We start from the raw sequence: 14,599 nt of genomic DNA, 5'->3' as shown, positions 1-14,599 counted from the left end.
GTTCAATCTTCCCTTCCCAGCTGCTTTGCTTTTTTTGTACAGGCATCCATTGCCCTTACAATGCTTCCCTTGAAGCCGCTCTTTTCAAGTTCAATGACAGCTTCGATGGTAGCCCCTCCCGGTGAGCAGACCGCATCCTTCAGCTCTCCAGGATGGCTGCCCGTTTCAAGCACCATCTTTGCTGCTCCGAGAAGCGCCTGTGCTGCCAGGTTATATGCCTGCTTTCTAGGGATCCCCTCTTTCACCGCACCGTCTGCCAATGCTTCCATGAACATGAAGGCATAAGCAGGTGATGAGCCGCTGACGGCTGGAATGGCGTCCAAGAGGCTTTCGTCCATCTCCTCTGCTTTTCCGAAGCTTTCGAGGACAGCATGGATCATCTCACGCTCGCCTTCTCCTACCCGGCCATTGACGCAATACGCAGTCATCCCTTCTCCTACAAGGGATGGCGTATTCGGCATCGTTCTCACAATCTTCGAGTCCGGGGTTAGTACCGCTTCCATCCACTGGAGTGTAATCCCTGCGGCCATCGTGATGACGATGGTATCCGGCTTCACATTCTCCTTAATGGATGAGAGGATTTCCTGATGTTGATCCGGTTTGACTGCGAGGAACAACACGTCGGCAAATGCCGCTACCTCTCCATTGTCCAATGTTGTACGGATTCCGTATTTTTCTTTTATTCTTTCGACGGTTCCGCGGGTTTTGGCGCTCGCCATGACAGATGTTTTATCCACCAGTCCGGAGTTGACGATGCCGCCTATGATGGCCTGAGCCATATTTCCACAGCCGATAAAGCCGATTGATTGTTTCATTCTCTACACCTCTTCTTCCACCTATGAATCATATCAAAAAACCACTGAAAGGAAAAATGGTTCACACCTGGACACAATGACATATTCATAAAACAAAGTAAAAACCCGAACTTCGTTGCTTGATCGCAGGCAACGAAGTTCGGGTTTTACTATGGCTAGAACACGTTTGTTTCAGCCTCAATCGATTCTAGCGGTTGTCGTAGATTGCCTCCCAATCGAGATCGACCATTGGTTCCTTTTGCCTAAGCCTCTTCCTCAATCCATCGAGGAGCTCTTTTTCTTCCTGGGGAATAGTGGCCAGGTCCCACTTCTGATGGAAAACGGAGTAAAGGGTCAAGTCCCTTAGGAGGAGGAACTGAGGAATCCGCAGGAACCATTCTTTCGGAACCGGGCATTCGCTCTCATACCCTCTCAGGAACGAACGAAGGAAACCCTCTCCGAAGGCAGAACGTACGTGAAGGGAATCACCTCCATGCTTCGACCAGGTTGCATAGTATAGGGGGATGGCGATATCACTTGCGAAGTAAAACCACATACTATCATCAAAATCAAATACGTGGAGATCTGCTTCCCTTTGATCGTAGAAGAAATTGCCATGATGGATATCAGAGTGTATTAAACCGTATGTATCCTCGGATCGAGGAAAAGTCTTGATTTCATCGATTGTCTTTTTTCCAATCTCTATGATATCCTCTTCTTCTTGGGGAAGATAACGCTCGAAATTCAGGATTTCATCTTCATCCCAGGCCATTCTTGCCTTTGAAGATGGATCTCGATAGTGTTTTGTAATGGTATGCATCTTCCCAGTAAGACTTCCCCACTTTTCGAAGAGCCTCTCATCAAAGTGATCGGAGTTCGCTCTTACAGCCACCCCCGGTGCTTTATCAAATAAGCTGACAAAAAAGGATCCGTCATCCCCAGCCAGTTCTTCCACAAGGCTGCCTGTACGGGATTGATGGGAGAGGGAGACGTTCAATCCATGCCCATGGAGGAAGTTGATCCATTTCATTTCCGCTTCCAACTCGATTTGCCTGCGGTGGGAGCTATGGGTGATTCTCAGGATGTAAGAAATCCCTTCCTTTTTCACTTCGTACACATAGTTTTCAAAATCACCCAACTTTCGGGCATCTGAAGCATCGCAATCAAACATCCCAGCCGCTTCGTTCAATCTTTCCTTTGTCCATTGTGCGTCTATCCAAGATTCCATCGTGTTTCCTCCTGTTTTCAGTACTGATCTTCCTCTACTATTTCGTCTGCACGGGGAGTTTTTCCTGCCAAAAAGAAAAAGGGCCGATTATCCGGCCCTTCCCTGAATCCATTCATCGATTGTTTTAATGACTTCATCCTGCTGATCCCATACTGATTTTGTTGCTTTCCCGTCTCCCTTTTGAGCACCGTATACACCGAAGCCTGCGTGGTTCCCGCCCTTGACTTCATGAAACTCCGTATCTGCAGGCAGAAGGGATTTGCTCTTGTCGATCTTTTCCTTGGTAGCCAGGCCGTCATTCTCGGCCCAGATACTCAGAAACGACAGGTCGGATGAAGAAAAGTCTGTGGACTCGGCAGGGTACGATGCAAGGTAAATGATCCCTTTCACCTTGTCCGGGTGGTCAGCAGCATAGCTTGATGCAGCAACGCCCCCTAGAGAATGTCCCGATAAGTACCATTCCTCCACACCCTTATATTCTTTCATGATCTCATCCGGTACGTTCACCCCGAAGAATGCAAGGTTCAATGGTACATCCGGAATCACCACGGTATACCCCCGCTCAGATAGCTCCTGCCCAATATAGGCATAGGCCTCCTTTTCCACTTTGGCCCCGGGGTAAAGGATCACACCCTTATCCCCCTCTCCTTCAAACACCAGCCACTTGCCATCCTTTGCCTCGGCTTTTTGAAGGTCCACCTTTTCCTTAAGCGATGAAGTGGCCGAGTAGGTTTGCTGGGACCATACATAAAAGGATAGACCTCCTATGACAATCAAAGCGAGCAGAAGAATTCCTGCCCATTTAAAAAATCGTTTCATGCTGAACCCCTTCTTTCTCAAGATTTATTGTCCCAATATTGTCAGGATTCCATCCACTAAAAAGAACCAGCCGCGGCTGGTTCGCATCATTTTTCTTGGAAGGAAAGACTCTTTTCACTCATCAGGTACTGCAGAGCCGTTTTGAAACTGAGAAAGCTTTTAATCTGCCCGACTTCCCTTACATCTGATTGAATCACGATCTGGGTAAGGGACGGGGTGAACCCGACGAAAAGGATCTCGATTCCCATAAGCTGTACTGCTTTGGCCATATTATGAATATTCATGCCGAACACGTCAGTCTCACCGATGTCCTTATCCCTTATACCGGAAAAATCAACGATGATCGTATTGATGTCCTGATTATAGGATACATCCAGGATTTTGGTGATGATGGCCTCAAACCTTTCCTGGGAGAGTCTTCCCATGATTGGGATGAGAATGGTTTCAGGAACGATGGAAGGAATGACAGGTGCCGAAATATCCGTGATTTCGCGCTCTGCTTCCTCCAGTTTTCTTTTCAATTCCTGGACCTCTTCTTTTAGCTTAACGATTTCCTGTGTCTCCACACTCATACTGTAACCTCACATGAACATATTTTTTTCGCTATGACTAGTGTAGCACTACCCTATGTAAAGTTTCTATCCAAATGTACCGGGACCTCTGGAAAATTTCTACTCTGGGAAAAGATACATGATTGAACGTTCGACCAAAAAAGAAGACCAGCCCGGCTGGTCTTCGATCAAGCAAGTGCTGCTTTGTCACCTGAGTTGTGAAAGAAGCTTTTCATCGCATGGAACACATCCGCTTTCTGCTTCAAGATAAAATAACGGAAATCTTCGTTCTTAATGTTTTTATATGCCGACATCAAGGTCGAGTGGCGGTTATACTGATTCACTTCCCCATACCCGAACATACTCGATACCTTCATAAGCTCCTCCACCAGTTTGACGCATCTGACGTTATCAGATGTGAGATTATCTCCATCGGAGAAGTGGAATGGGTAAATATTATACCTGCTTGGCGCATATTTGTAGTCGATGAGCTCCAAAGCCTTCCGGTAGGCGGACGAGCAAATCGTACCTCCGCTTTCCCCCTTGGAAAAGAAGTGTTCTTCAGAAACGACCTTTGCCTCGGTGTGGTGAGCGATGAACTCAATCTCCACCGTTTCATATTTCGTCCTGAGGAAGCGCGTCATCCAGAAGAAGAAACTTCTGGCCATATACTTTTCCCAAACCCCCATAGATCCGCTTGTATCCATCATGGCCAGTACAACAGCCTTAGATTCCGGCTTCAGCACTTCATTCCACGTCCGGAACTTCAGATCCTCCCTTGTAATCGGATGGAATCCAGGTGTCCCCGTCATGGCGTTCCTTTTGAATGCCGACATCATGGTTTTCTTTTTATCAATATTGCCCATCAGGCCCGTCTTGCGGATATCGTTGAATTCAATATGTTCCACCGTCTGCACGTCCTGCTCCTTTTTCTTCAGGTTCGGCAGTTCAAGCTGTTTAAAAAGGGCATCTTCGATTTCCATGAGAGAGACCTCGGCTTCGTAGTAATCTTCACCGGCTTTGTCCCCTGCCCCTTTCCCTTTTCCGGGCCCTTGTTGAGGGTTCCCATCCCTAGCAACAACATCCCCCACCTGGCTTTCTCCATCACCCTGGCCGACGTGCTTGTTTTTATCATAATTATAGCGGATCTTGTATTCATCCAATGACCGGATCGGTATCTTCACAACGTCTCTTCCATTAGACATGACGATGTTTTCTTCTGTGATCAAATCCGGAAGATTATTCCTGATTGCATCCTGTACCTTTTCCTGATGACGCTGTTGATCGTCATGACCTTTACGGTGGAGGGCCCAATCTTCTTTGGAAATGACAAATTGATGATTATCCATCTGGCTCAAACGTTTCCCCTCCTTATCTTTTTATCACATATAGCAGTATCGGTGCATACACTATGATGGCTGCCCGCACTCATTTTTCCCGTCATAAGAGAAACGGGGATTACTCTATCCTATGCAAAAGCATCGATAAATTTACAAATAATTTCGACAATGATAGAAAAGCGGAAGGGGCTCGCTTTGAGGCGACAAGCATAAGATGGAATGGGCGGAAAGGCGTTCTTTGCCTTTTTGACCAGAGCAGCTTATGACCTCGAGCCTCAAGCCCCTGGAGCTAGACATCACGAAAAGCGGAGGCGGCAGGACCTGACCAGCCCTATGTACAAACCCCTAGTGCATACTTATGCTATTCCCAGCAACCCTACCACCGGACAACAAAAAAACAGGCGTACTTTCTCACCTGTTCATCCTTCTTCATATTGAGCCGGGTCTGACTGACGATTATTCAGCTTGAGTTCTTCACTTGAACGGAGCTTTTCCATCTGTTTTCCCAGTCTTATGACTTCATCCAGATTGTTGGCCATCGTACCGTTAAAAGGTTCTTCCTGCAAGATCGGTTTGTCATGTGTGGACATCCCTTCACCTTCCTTCGAAGAATACCGGCTTTGAATTCAGCTTACTATATTCTGATTATTCTTTCAACTTTTATCTTTATCTTTAAATTGTACGGGGTCGGGCTGCTTATTATCTTCCTCTAGTTCCTCATTCGTCCGGAGCCGTTCCATCTGCTTTCCGAGCTGCTCCATCTCTTCCATGTTACCAGCCATTGAACCATTCTCAGGTTCTTGTTCATGATTTTTTTTCATCCGTCTTCACCTCTATTACTAAATTTCCCGTAATGATGGTTTCTAAACCGATGAGTTAGAGATTCAAATGATTAAGAAAGCCGACGGCACTTGGCCGACGGCTCACCTTTTAACGATTCAGGAGACTTCCTACATAGCGAAGGAGCTCATTGGCACTTGTTGAATTATATCCGTGCTCATCGATGAGTCTCGCCACGACTTCATTGACCTTTTTCAGCTGTTGCTCATCAGGCGTCTTGGAAGATGTCGTGATTTTCACAACGTCTTTCAAATCGGCAAATAGTTTCTTCTGGATGGCTTCCCTCAGGCGGTCGTGGGAATTGTAGTCGAACCGCTTCCCTTTACGGGCATAGGCGGAAATTCTGATGAGGATCTCTTCCCTGAACGCTTTTTTCGCATTTTCAGAGATCCCGATCTGTTCTTCGATGGAGCGCATGAGTTTTTCATCCGGATTGATTTCTTCCCCGGTGAGCGGATCATGGAGCTTCGCCTTGTTGCAATACGCTTCGACATTATCGAGATAGTTATCCATGAGGGTCTTGGCTGATTCCTCATAAGAGTACACAAAGGCTTTCTGTACTTCTTTCTTCGCAATGTCATCGTATTCTTTTCGGGCAAGTGATATGAAGTTCAGGTACTTCTCCCGAAGCTCGGCTGTGATGGACGGATGCTGATCCAGTCCTTCCTTAAGTGCACGGAGGACATCCAATGCGTTGATCGTCGGCACTTCTTTCCGGATGATGGTAGAGGAGATCCTGTTGATCACATACCGCGGATCAATTCCGCTCATTCCTTCATCCTGATACTCTTTTTTCATTTCATCAACGTCGGCCGAGTTGAATCCTTCGACACTCTCGCCGTCGTACAGGCGCATTTTTTTGATGAGGTCGATATCTCCGCGTTTCGGTTCTTTCAAGCGCGTCAGAATCGTGAACATGGCTGCCACCCTCAGAGTATGTGGGGCCACATGGACATTATTCACATCGCTTTCATTGATCATTTTTTCATAAATTTTTTCTTCCTGAGTGACTTTGAGATTATACGGAACCGGCATGACGATGATCCTTGAGTGAAGGGCCTCATTCTTCTTGTTCGCAATGAAGGAGCGGTACTCCGTTTCATTCGTGTGGGCCACAATCAGCTCATCTGCAGAAATCAATGCAAATCGTCCGGCTTTAAAATTCCCTTCCTGCGTCAGGGATAATAAATGCCAAAGGAACTTTTCATCGCATTTCAGCATCTCCTGGAACTCCATCAGTCCACGGTTTGCTTTGTTCAGCTCCCCGTCGAAGCGGTACGCCCTCGGATCAGATTCGGATCCATACTCAGCAATGGTCGAGAAATCGATGCTGCCCGTCAAATCGGCAATATCCTGGGATTTAGGATCGGACGGACTGAATGTCCCGATACCGACACGTTTATCTTCAGAGAAGAAAACCCTTTCCACTTGCACATCCTCGATGCGTCCGTGGTACTCCTTCTCAAGCCTCATGGTATTAAGCGGGGATAGATTCCCCTCGATCCGGATGCCATATTCTTCAAAGAATTCCTCCCGGAGATGCTGAGGAATGAGATGAAGCGGATCTTCATGCATCGGACAACCTTTAATGGAGAAGACCGCTCCTCGTTCGGATCTTGAGTATTGTTCCAGACCCCGTTTCAACATCGCCACCAGGGTCGACTTTCCTCCACTGACAGGACCCATCAGAAGAAGGATCCGCTTACGGACATCCAGCCGCTTCGCCGCCGGATGAAAATATTCTTCTACCAGGCGTTCGAGTGCTTCCTCTAGACCAAATAATTGATCACTGAAGAAATTGTACTTCCGCTTGCCCTCTATATCCTCCACGCCTGCGTCTTTGATCATATTAAAAACCCGTGAATGTGCTGACTGACCGACCCACTGTTTTTCTTTCAGTAGATCCAGGTACTGTGCAAACGTCCCTTCCCATTTCAGCTTTTCTTCTTCTTCTCGAAAATGTTCAATTCTTTTTAAGATATCCATAAGGACCTCCCCTTGTCACTTGTTGAGAGACGATTAATATACTCTATGCTCATCCTCCTCTGAACATGTTAAGAAGATAGGATTTATCAAGGGGAATTAAGGAATGCGACTGAACGCGTTTTCAAAAAGAAGTTCACAACATTTGTAAAATAGGCTATACTAAAACCAGACTGTATGACAAGTTCATCTTGGGAGGTCTTGAAATGAATTTCATTTTGATTTTAGGAGTATCCTTGGCTTTCTTGACTGCAATTTTCACTGCAGGCTATAATGACAAGCCCGGCTCCAACTAAACAAAAAAACTGACCCTATTGGTCAGTTTTTTTGTTTCATTGCTTATTGAATCCTTTTTTCTCCACAAACTCCTTCATATACATGCGGGGTCTGTTCGAAAGCATATTGGCCATCTGGCCACTCCAGCGGTCGGATCGTTTCCCGGCTGTACGGGCGTGGTAATAGGAAGAAATGGTATCATCGTACTCTTTCAATGTATCCTTCATCTTCTCTTCATCCCGTTCATATCCATCTTCATGGTAGACGGCTTCAAATGGAAGCCTCGGTTTCACGTCGGATTCATGTGCAGGATGTCCCACTGCAAGACCGAACAACGGAACGACCCGGTCGGGAAGATTCAATACTTCACTAACTTGTTCAAGATCGTTGCGGATCCCGCCGATATAGCAGATACCAAGACCCATGGATTCTGCCGCAAGCGATGCGTTTTGCGCTGCCAGTGCCGCATCGATGAGGGCCACCATGAATTTTTCGGTACTTTCAAGTGTCGGAACCACATCGGCTCCTTCCCACTCACCGATCTTTTCATGACGATGGAGGTCGGCACAGAACACGAAGAAGTGACCGTTATGCTCTACATAGGATTGATTCCCGGCGAGCTCGGCGAGTTTCTTCTTCTTCTCAGGGTCCTTCACCCCGATGATCGTATACGCCTGTATGTAGCTTGACGTGCTTGCAGCTTGAGCAGAGCCTACAATCGTAAGGATTTCCTCATCAGTCAAGGTTTGATCCGTAAACTGTCGGATGGAACGGTGCTTGAGTATCGTTTCTATTGTTTCATTCATAGGTATCATCTCCTTGACTCTTAGTATAAACCAAACGAAAAAAGGAATGAAAATCATTTGATTTTCATTCCTTTCATTCATCCCGCATCAATCGAGTCCGGGGTACCCTTTTTGACGAAGGGCCTCATACACGAGGATCGCCGCAGTATTGGACAGGTTCAATGAGCGTACATTCCCATTCATGGGAATCCGCAGCGCACGGTCCATATTCTGTTCGATTATTTCATCGGGAAGACCAGTCGTCTCTTTTCCAAAGATGAAATAATGATCTTTCTCTACATCGCTGTAGTCGAACGTTGTATGGGGGATCTTACCGTATTTGGTCAGATAAAAGAACTCCCCTTCAGCATTCTTTTCGAAGAATTCCTCCAAGGAATCATAATAGATGATCTCAACGAATTCCCAATAATCCAGCCCTGCACGCTTCAGCATCTTATCGTCCGTGGAAAAACCAAGTGGACGGATCAGGTGGAGCGTCGTATCAGTGGCTGCACACGTACGTGCGATATTCCCCGTATTGGCGGGGATTTCCGGTTGATATAAAACAACATGTACTCCCAAGTGTTGTCACCTCATTCTTAAAACTATAGGTGACATTATACCACTATTATAAAAAGGTTGTCAGCAATCGTCCATGATTGTCAGGAATTTATACTTGATGTTGGGGGTGTAAGCAGTGGAATCCTCGTAGTTCCAGTACCTCATGCGGCAATTATACGTGTGGGCATTCACCAGCGGCATCCCGTCTGCATCCCGCCCTGTCACGATGGTCGTATGATCGAACCGTCCGTCCCCTTCAAAATCATAGCAAATCACATCCCCAAGTTTCAGCTTATCGGGAGAGTCCACCAGCTTCCCTCGGAGTCCCACTGATGAATTCGGGATATACTGCCGAAGGGAATGGGCGACGGTCCAACTGTAGCTCCAGCTCTGATTCCTCATCCACCACCCTTTTCCCTTGGTCGGGTATCCCCTCATGGGGGCATCCCCTGCATGAAGGCACTGTGAAATGAAATTCGTACAGTCGTTCTCGAACTTTTTAAAGGCCGGGTTATAGCTGTTCCACCATTTTTCCGCGTATTGAACGGCAGCATGGCGATCATAGCGGTATTCGAGCCTTTCCCCTTCTCGCGACTCCTCCTCATCTACACCAGGCTCCATGGCAGGAATGGGCTCTTCCACGTCTTCATAGATCACTCCGCCATAATGAACAGCTCTCCGGTTTTCCACTTCCTCTTCAAGATAGTAGTGATCTCCATGCTTGATGAAATACGTATAGTGAACAGAATAAGTGACCTTTTCTGTACCGTCCCTTTGTTTGTCGATGGTATGGATCCTTCCAGTCGCTCCCACCTTGAGCAGCAATGCCTCACGTTTCCTGAAGGACTCCTTCTTGCGATTGACCTTCTCGAACTCCGAGTGACTGCTTGAAGTGAAATCATTGATCACGACCCCGATGTTCCCCATTAATACCCTTCTGATCATACGCTCCCCTCCTCCCTAATGGGTATGCGGTGAAGGAAACAAAAAGAAGCCGCTCCCTTAAGGGCGGCTTCTATTCTGTCATCAAATGGAGACCCTTTTGAATTTCTGCCAGTACTTCGGGGTCCGCTTCATTCTCGATCTGATGTTTCAACGCTTCTTCCGCTTCCTGTCCACCGATTTTCCCGAGGGCCCAGGCCGAGGTTCCCCTCATGACAGGACGGACATCATTCTTCAAAACCCCGATCAGATCAGGGATTGCGGTTTCATCTTTGTAATGTGCAAGTGCAATGATGGCGTTTCTCTGGATGGGCTTCTTCCCCCTCCAAGAACCGGAGATGTGACCGTATGTTTCCTTGAAATCCCGGTTTGAAATCGTCAGAAGCGGCTTCAAGAGCGGTTTGGCCACTTCAGGATCCGGCTCCATTTCCTCATGGAGGTGAAAGTCTTTTCCCTTATTCTCAGGACATACCGTCTGACATGTATCGCATCCGTAAATCCGATTACCCAGCTTGACCCGGTACTCATCCTTAAGGAATCCCTTTGTCTGCGTCAGGAATGCAATGCACTTCTGAGCATCGAGCCTGCCCCCCTCTATCAGTGCGCCAGTCGGACATACATCCACACATTTATTGCAGGTGCCGCAGCCGTCTTCAATGGGCTTGTCCGGTGAAAAGGGTAGATTGGTGATCATCTCCCCAAGGTAGACGTACGAACCGAATTCAGGTGTAATGATCGAGCAGTTCTTCCCGCTCCATCCAATACCCGCCCGTTCTGATACTGCTCGGTCCACGAGTTCTCCTGTGTCCACCATGGACCTGAACCGTGCCTCAGGTATACGGGACACGATGTATTCTTCGAGCTTCTTCAACCGATCCCTTAGGACATGATGATAGTCCGTTCCCCAGGAAGCCCTGCAGAAGATCCCCCTACGTTCACCCCTCTTGCTCCTTGGGGCGTCCTTCATCCTTGAAGGGTAGGCAAGGGCGATGGCAATAATGGATCGGGGTTGATCGAATGTGAGGGACGGGTCAACACGCTTTTCGATGTCCGGTTCTTCAAAACCCGATTGGAACCCCGCCATTTCCTGACGGATGAGGCGATTCTTCATTTCCGTGAATGTATCCGCCGTAGTAAAACCAATCTTATCGATGCCGATCGTTTTACTATAGGAAATGATATCCGACTTCAACTGTTCCATGTCCATGTTCATCTGCCTCCTTTCTCTCGTTCGCATGAATGCATTGTACTATGATAAACTATTTCAAACGAAATGTGGAGGGAAATGAAGTGGAAATCATCATTGATTCAACATTGAAAGAAAAGGTCCCCGATTTCAAGGCAGGGATCATTCACTATAGGGGCATCGAGGTCGGGGAATCCCCACAGATGCTCAAAGGGCGTCTTCAGCTTTTTCAAGAGTCCATTTACTTTGACCTTCAGGATCAAAGCGTGACGGACTTTCCGGGGATCAGCGAATGGCGAGATGTATTCAGGAAGACCGGAAAAGATCCCAACCGCTACCGTCATTCAGCTGAGGCGCTCTACAGGAGAATCGGGAAACAGAATTATCTAGGTACGATCAATTCGGCTATCGACCTCAATAATTTCTTTTCCCTCCGCTATCAAGTGCCCGTCGGAGTATACGACTGGAACAAGGTGGACGGCAACTCCCTCACCCTGCGCGTAGGGGGGCCCGGAGAATCATACAAAGGGCTGAACGGCAGGGACAATTCACTTGAAGGTCTGATCATTGCTTGCGATGGATCGGGTCCATTTGGAAGTCCGTTTGTGGACTCGGCACGTGCGCCTGTCGATGAGAAGACAACGGAGGCTGTTCAGATCATCTACATGAAACCTTCACTGTCATCGGACGAATGCGATCAGCTTACTTCTTCCCTCGAGGAAATGTTCATCGGCATCCACGGCGGTGAAGCCACACATACGGTCGTCACGACGGATTATTGATAGTACTCCATTGGACAAAACCATGATAGGCGATTTTTGCCTTTTGGTTTTGTCCTTTTTTATAGGGTATTGGGAGGAACATAGACCGTTCCTTTTCGCTCCAGGGACTTGCTTTCCACGGGGAGGAAGTCGAGCCTCCTCATTCTTACGGGGTCTCGATCATCCCTCTTTTCCCGTAGGAGTCAAGTCCCTTCCGCTTCAATACACTCTTTGATGATGCAAAAGGCTATAGAAATTTGAGCAATGTTAGGAAGCCAGTCATTTACTATCCAACCGTGGATTTACTTGCGTTAAGGCAATCCTCACTGCTATCTTATCCTCTCTAATATGTAAAATGCACTGCAAACTTTCCACTACAAGAATGACACTAGTCTTCAATAAAAAACTCCTTTGTAGAATGGTTCCACAAAGGAGTTTTCTTTCTTACTCACATATTCTTAGTCTACCACTTTCCGTGCAAAGAGTGATCTTAGCCACCGGGGGCTTACACCCACCACATATCAGACGGTGTCTCCTCGATCAGGACCGACTTCAGGTTCTTCACTGCACGGAGGAAGCCTTCCTCAATCGACATGATCGGGTCTTCATGTTCGATGCTGACAACGTAGTCATACCCATACGTACGAAGGGCGCTCATCATGTCGGACCATTCCTGCAACCCATGACCACATCCGACTGAACGGAACGTCCATGCCCTGCTCCTTACGTTTCCGTATGGCTGCATATCTGTCAGACCGTACATGTTGACGTTGTCCTGGTCGATGTACGTATCTTTTGCATGGAAGTGATGGATCGCATCTTCTTGGCCGAGGATCTTGATGGCGGCAACGGGATCAATCCCCTGCCACCATAGATGACTCGGATCGAGATTGGCACCGATGGCTTTACTCGTTTCTTCCCTTAGTTTCAGAAGGGTGTACGGGGTGTGTACAAGGAACCCGCCATGAAGCTCAAGACCGATCTTCACGCCATTTTCCTCTGCGAGTTTCCCCATCTCCTTCCAGTACGGTATCAATTTCTCTTCCCACTGCCATGTCAATATATCGCCGTACTCATTCGGCCACGGAGTGACGGGCCAGTTGGGATGCTTCGCTCCTTCATGATCCCCGGCCGTACCGGAGAAGCAGTTCACAACAGGTACGTTCATCAGACCGGCAAGACGGATGGTCTTCTCAAGGGCTCTATGGGATTCTTCTGCAAATGATTTGTCAGGCGTAAGTGGGTTTCCATGACAGCTGAAAGCACTGATCTCCAGTCCCCTTGACTTCACTTTCTCCGCATACTCACTGCGTTTCTCTTCACTCTCGAGTAGAGCGTCGAGGTCACAGTGGGCTTTACCTGGATAACCGCCCGTACCGATCTCCACGGAATGGAGCCCCGCTTCCTTCACATAGTCCAACATCTCTTCAAAACTCTTTTCAGAGAATAATACAGTAAATACTCCGAGCTTCATCTATGTTTCCTCCTATCTTAATGTGATGCTTTTCCCCGTTTCGCTGCTTTTATAGATGGCTTCGATTATGGCTGAAACCTGCAGTGCTTCTTCCGGTTTTACTATAAGCTCTTCATCGCCTAAGCAGCTCTTGATGAAATTCATCGCCTGGGGGATGCCCGCATCATCGTCACCGGGTATCCAATCCGCCTCACTATTCAGGAGCATGCCGTGCTTCATCTGATTCATCTGGAATGGGAAAAGGTCGATCCCCCCGATTTCACCTGAGATGCTCATGCTCTCTTCATCCGACTTGACGTTGGCCGACCAGGATGTTTCGAACAACATGGATGCACCATTATCAAATTTGATATAGGCTGTCACATGATCATCCACCTCGAAGTTTTCCCGATCGAAGTCCCCCCACTGATTCACCTGTCCAGGCATGCGAGAGAGCTTGTTATAAGCAGTACCAGTCACTTCAACCGGGATCGGATTGCCAAGAAGCCATAAGGAAAGGTCGAGGAAATGGCATCCGTAGTCGATGAGGCTCCCGCCTCCCTGAAGCTCCCGGTTGGTGAATACGCCCCAGCCCGGTACTTTGCGACGTCGTATTGCACGCGCCCTTGCTACGATCGGCTCGCCGATTTCGTTTTCAGTAATGACCCTTTTTGCAGCGATGGAATCCTTCATGAACCGGTAATGATATGCAATTCCGAGGAGTTTCCTTGATTTTCTGGATGCATCGATCATGCCTTCGCATTCCGTCACGGTCATCGCCATGGGCTTTTCACAGAAAACATGTACTCCTGCATTCAGCGCGGCTATGCTGATTTCCGCATGGAACTTATTCGGGGTGCAGATGGTGACGGCATCCACAACGTCGAACATGTCATGATAATCGCTGAAAACATGGGGAATGGCGTGCTCCTTTGCCACTCCCGCAGCGGTTGCCGGGTTAAGATCGCTCACCGCTGTAATGGTCACGATATCTGACAGTTTTTTATAAGCAGGAATATGGCGGCCCTGGGCGATTCCCCCGGCGCCGATGATTCCCATTTTGAGCTTTGTCATGGCTGA

15 protein-coding genes are annotated in these 14,599 nt (G+C 47.8%); 1 reads left to right on the top strand and 14 read right to left on the bottom strand.

Annotation, left to right across the window (positions count from 1 at the left end; all coding sequences use genetic code 11):
* Window positions 1-2: 2 nt before the first annotated feature.
* From proC to queG, 12 genes are all read right to left on the bottom strand, one after another.
* Window positions 3-815 (bottom strand): pyrroline-5-carboxylate reductase, encoded by an 813-nt coding sequence (proC, locus tag K6T23_RS07590; protein WP_238284085.1) that lies wholly within the window; start codon window positions 813-815, stop codon window positions 3-5.
* Window positions 816-1,002: 187 nt separating this feature from the next.
* The gene (locus K6T23_RS07585) at window positions 1,003-2,022 is read right to left on the bottom strand and encodes a phosphotransferase enzyme family protein (protein ID WP_238284084.1); all 1,020 of its coding nucleotides are present in this window, start codon (window positions 2,020-2,022) and stop codon (window positions 1,003-1,005) included.
* A gap of 87 nt (window positions 2,023-2,109) precedes the next feature.
* On the bottom strand, window positions 2,110-2,841 hold the full coding sequence (locus K6T23_RS07580; protein ID WP_238284083.1) for an alpha/beta fold hydrolase: 732 nt from the start codon (window positions 2,839-2,841) through the stop codon (window positions 2,110-2,112).
* 86 nt (window positions 2,842-2,927) lie between these two features.
* Window positions 2,928-3,413 carry an STAS domain-containing protein gene (locus tag K6T23_RS07575; protein WP_056538270.1) on the bottom strand — a complete coding sequence of 162 codons (486 nt, stop codon included), beginning with the start codon at window positions 3,411-3,413 and terminating at the stop codon, window positions 2,928-2,930.
* 167 nt (window positions 3,414-3,580) lie between these two features.
* On the bottom strand, window positions 3,581-4,741 hold the full coding sequence (yhbH, locus tag K6T23_RS07570) for a sporulation protein YhbH (RefSeq protein WP_373921204.1): 1,161 nt from the start codon (window positions 4,739-4,741) through the stop codon (window positions 3,581-3,583).
* Between the two features lie 410 nt (window positions 4,742-5,151).
* Complete coding sequence (locus K6T23_RS07565; protein ID WP_156183351.1) at window positions 5,152-5,322, bottom strand: hypothetical protein; 171 nt, start codon at window positions 5,320-5,322, stop codon at window positions 5,152-5,154.
* Window positions 5,323-5,385: 63 nt separating this feature from the next.
* Window positions 5,386-5,553, bottom strand: coding sequence for a hypothetical protein (locus K6T23_RS07560; RefSeq protein WP_164468456.1), 168 nt, complete (start codon window positions 5,551-5,553; stop codon window positions 5,386-5,388).
* A gap of 109 nt (window positions 5,554-5,662) precedes the next feature.
* On the bottom strand, window positions 5,663-7,558 hold the full coding sequence (locus K6T23_RS07555) for a PrkA family serine protein kinase (RefSeq protein ID WP_056538275.1): 1,896 nt from the start codon (window positions 7,556-7,558) through the stop codon (window positions 5,663-5,665).
* 329 nt (window positions 7,559-7,887) lie between these two features.
* Window positions 7,888-8,637, bottom strand: a complete 750-nt coding sequence (gene nfsA / locus K6T23_RS07550; RefSeq protein ID WP_238284082.1) for an oxygen-insensitive NADPH nitroreductase — start codon at window positions 8,635-8,637, stop codon at window positions 7,888-7,890.
* An 87-nt stretch (window positions 8,638-8,724) separates the two neighbouring features.
* Complete coding sequence (gene trmL / locus K6T23_RS07545) at window positions 8,725-9,198, bottom strand: tRNA (uridine(34)/cytosine(34)/5-carboxymethylaminomethyluridine(34)-2'-O)-methyltransferase TrmL (RefSeq protein ID WP_056538281.1); 474 nt, start codon at window positions 9,196-9,198, stop codon at window positions 8,725-8,727.
* A gap of 60 nt (window positions 9,199-9,258) precedes the next feature.
* Window positions 9,259-10,122, bottom strand: a complete 864-nt coding sequence (locus tag K6T23_RS07540; protein WP_238284081.1) for an amidase domain-containing protein — start codon at window positions 10,120-10,122, stop codon at window positions 9,259-9,261.
* A gap of 70 nt (window positions 10,123-10,192) precedes the next feature.
* Entirely contained in the window at window positions 10,193-11,326 is a 1,134-nt protein-coding gene (queG, locus tag K6T23_RS07535; RefSeq protein ID WP_238284080.1) for a tRNA epoxyqueuosine(34) reductase QueG, read from the bottom strand.
* An 83-nt stretch (window positions 11,327-11,409) separates the two neighbouring features.
* Between queG and K6T23_RS07530 the strand changes: the two genes are divergently transcribed.
* Window positions 11,410-12,087, top strand: a complete 678-nt coding sequence (locus K6T23_RS07530) for a B3/B4 domain-containing protein (RefSeq protein WP_056538290.1) — start codon at window positions 11,410-11,412, stop codon at window positions 12,085-12,087.
* A gap of 484 nt (window positions 12,088-12,571) precedes the next feature.
* On the opposite strand, the gene K6T23_RS07525 is transcribed toward K6T23_RS07530, so the two are convergent.
* Window positions 12,572-13,540, bottom strand: a complete 969-nt coding sequence (locus K6T23_RS07525; protein ID WP_238284079.1) for a sugar phosphate isomerase/epimerase family protein — start codon at window positions 13,538-13,540, stop codon at window positions 12,572-12,574.
* Between the two features lie 12 nt (window positions 13,541-13,552).
* Window positions 13,553-14,593 carry a Gfo/Idh/MocA family protein gene (locus K6T23_RS07520; protein WP_238284078.1) on the bottom strand — a complete coding sequence of 347 codons (1,041 nt, stop codon included), beginning with the start codon at window positions 14,591-14,593 and terminating at the stop codon, window positions 13,553-13,555.
* Window positions 14,594-14,599 lie beyond the last annotated feature (6 nt).

Source organism: Rossellomorea marisflavi (assembly GCF_022170785.1).
Classification (GTDB): Bacteria; Bacillota; Bacilli; order Bacillales; family Bacillaceae_B; genus Rossellomorea; species Rossellomorea marisflavi_B.
This window is presented reverse-complemented; position numbering and strand designations above follow the sequence as displayed.

Coding starts and splice junctions, on each gene's coding strand:
- K6T23_RS07575 (WP_056538270.1), bottom strand. CDS start 3,413: ATGAGTGTGGAGACACAGGAAATCGTTAAGCTAAAAGAAGAGGTCCAG.
- proC (WP_238284085.1), bottom strand. CDS start 815: ATGAAACAATCAATCGGCTTTATCGGCTGTGGAAATATGGCTCAGGCC.
- nfsA (WP_238284082.1), bottom strand. CDS start 8,637: ATGAATGAAACAATAGAAACGATACTCAAGCACCGTTCCATCCGACAG.
- K6T23_RS07580 (WP_238284083.1), bottom strand. CDS start 2,841: ATGAAACGATTTTTTAAATGGGCAGGAATTCTTCTGCTCGCTTTGATT.
- K6T23_RS07520 (WP_238284078.1), bottom strand. CDS start 14,593: ATGACAAAGCTCAAAATGGGAATCATCGGCGCCGGGGGAATCGCCCAG.
- K6T23_RS07560 (WP_164468456.1), bottom strand. CDS start 5,553: ATGAAAAAAAATCATGAACAAGAACCTGAGAATGGTTCAATGGCTGGT.
- K6T23_RS07585 (WP_238284084.1), bottom strand. CDS start 2,022: ATGGAATCTTGGATAGACGCACAATGGACAAAGGAAAGATTGAACGAA.
- yhbH (WP_373921204.1), bottom strand. CDS start 4,741: ATGGATAATCATCAATTTGTCATTTCCAAAGAAGATTGGGCCCTCCAC.
- K6T23_RS07555 (WP_056538275.1), bottom strand. CDS start 7,558: ATGGATATCTTAAAAAGAATTGAACATTTTCGAGAAGAAGAAGAAAAG.
- queG (WP_238284080.1), bottom strand. CDS start 11,326: ATGGACATGGAACAGTTGAAGTCGGATATCATTTCCTATAGTAAAACG.
- K6T23_RS07540 (WP_238284081.1), bottom strand. CDS start 10,122: ATGATCAGAAGGGTATTAATGGGGAACATCGGGGTCGTGATCAATGAT.
- K6T23_RS07565 (WP_156183351.1), bottom strand. CDS start 5,322: ATGTCCACACATGACAAACCGATCTTGCAGGAAGAACCTTTTAACGGT.
- K6T23_RS07525 (WP_238284079.1), bottom strand. CDS start 13,540: ATGAAGCTCGGAGTATTTACTGTATTATTCTCTGAAAAGAGTTTTGAA.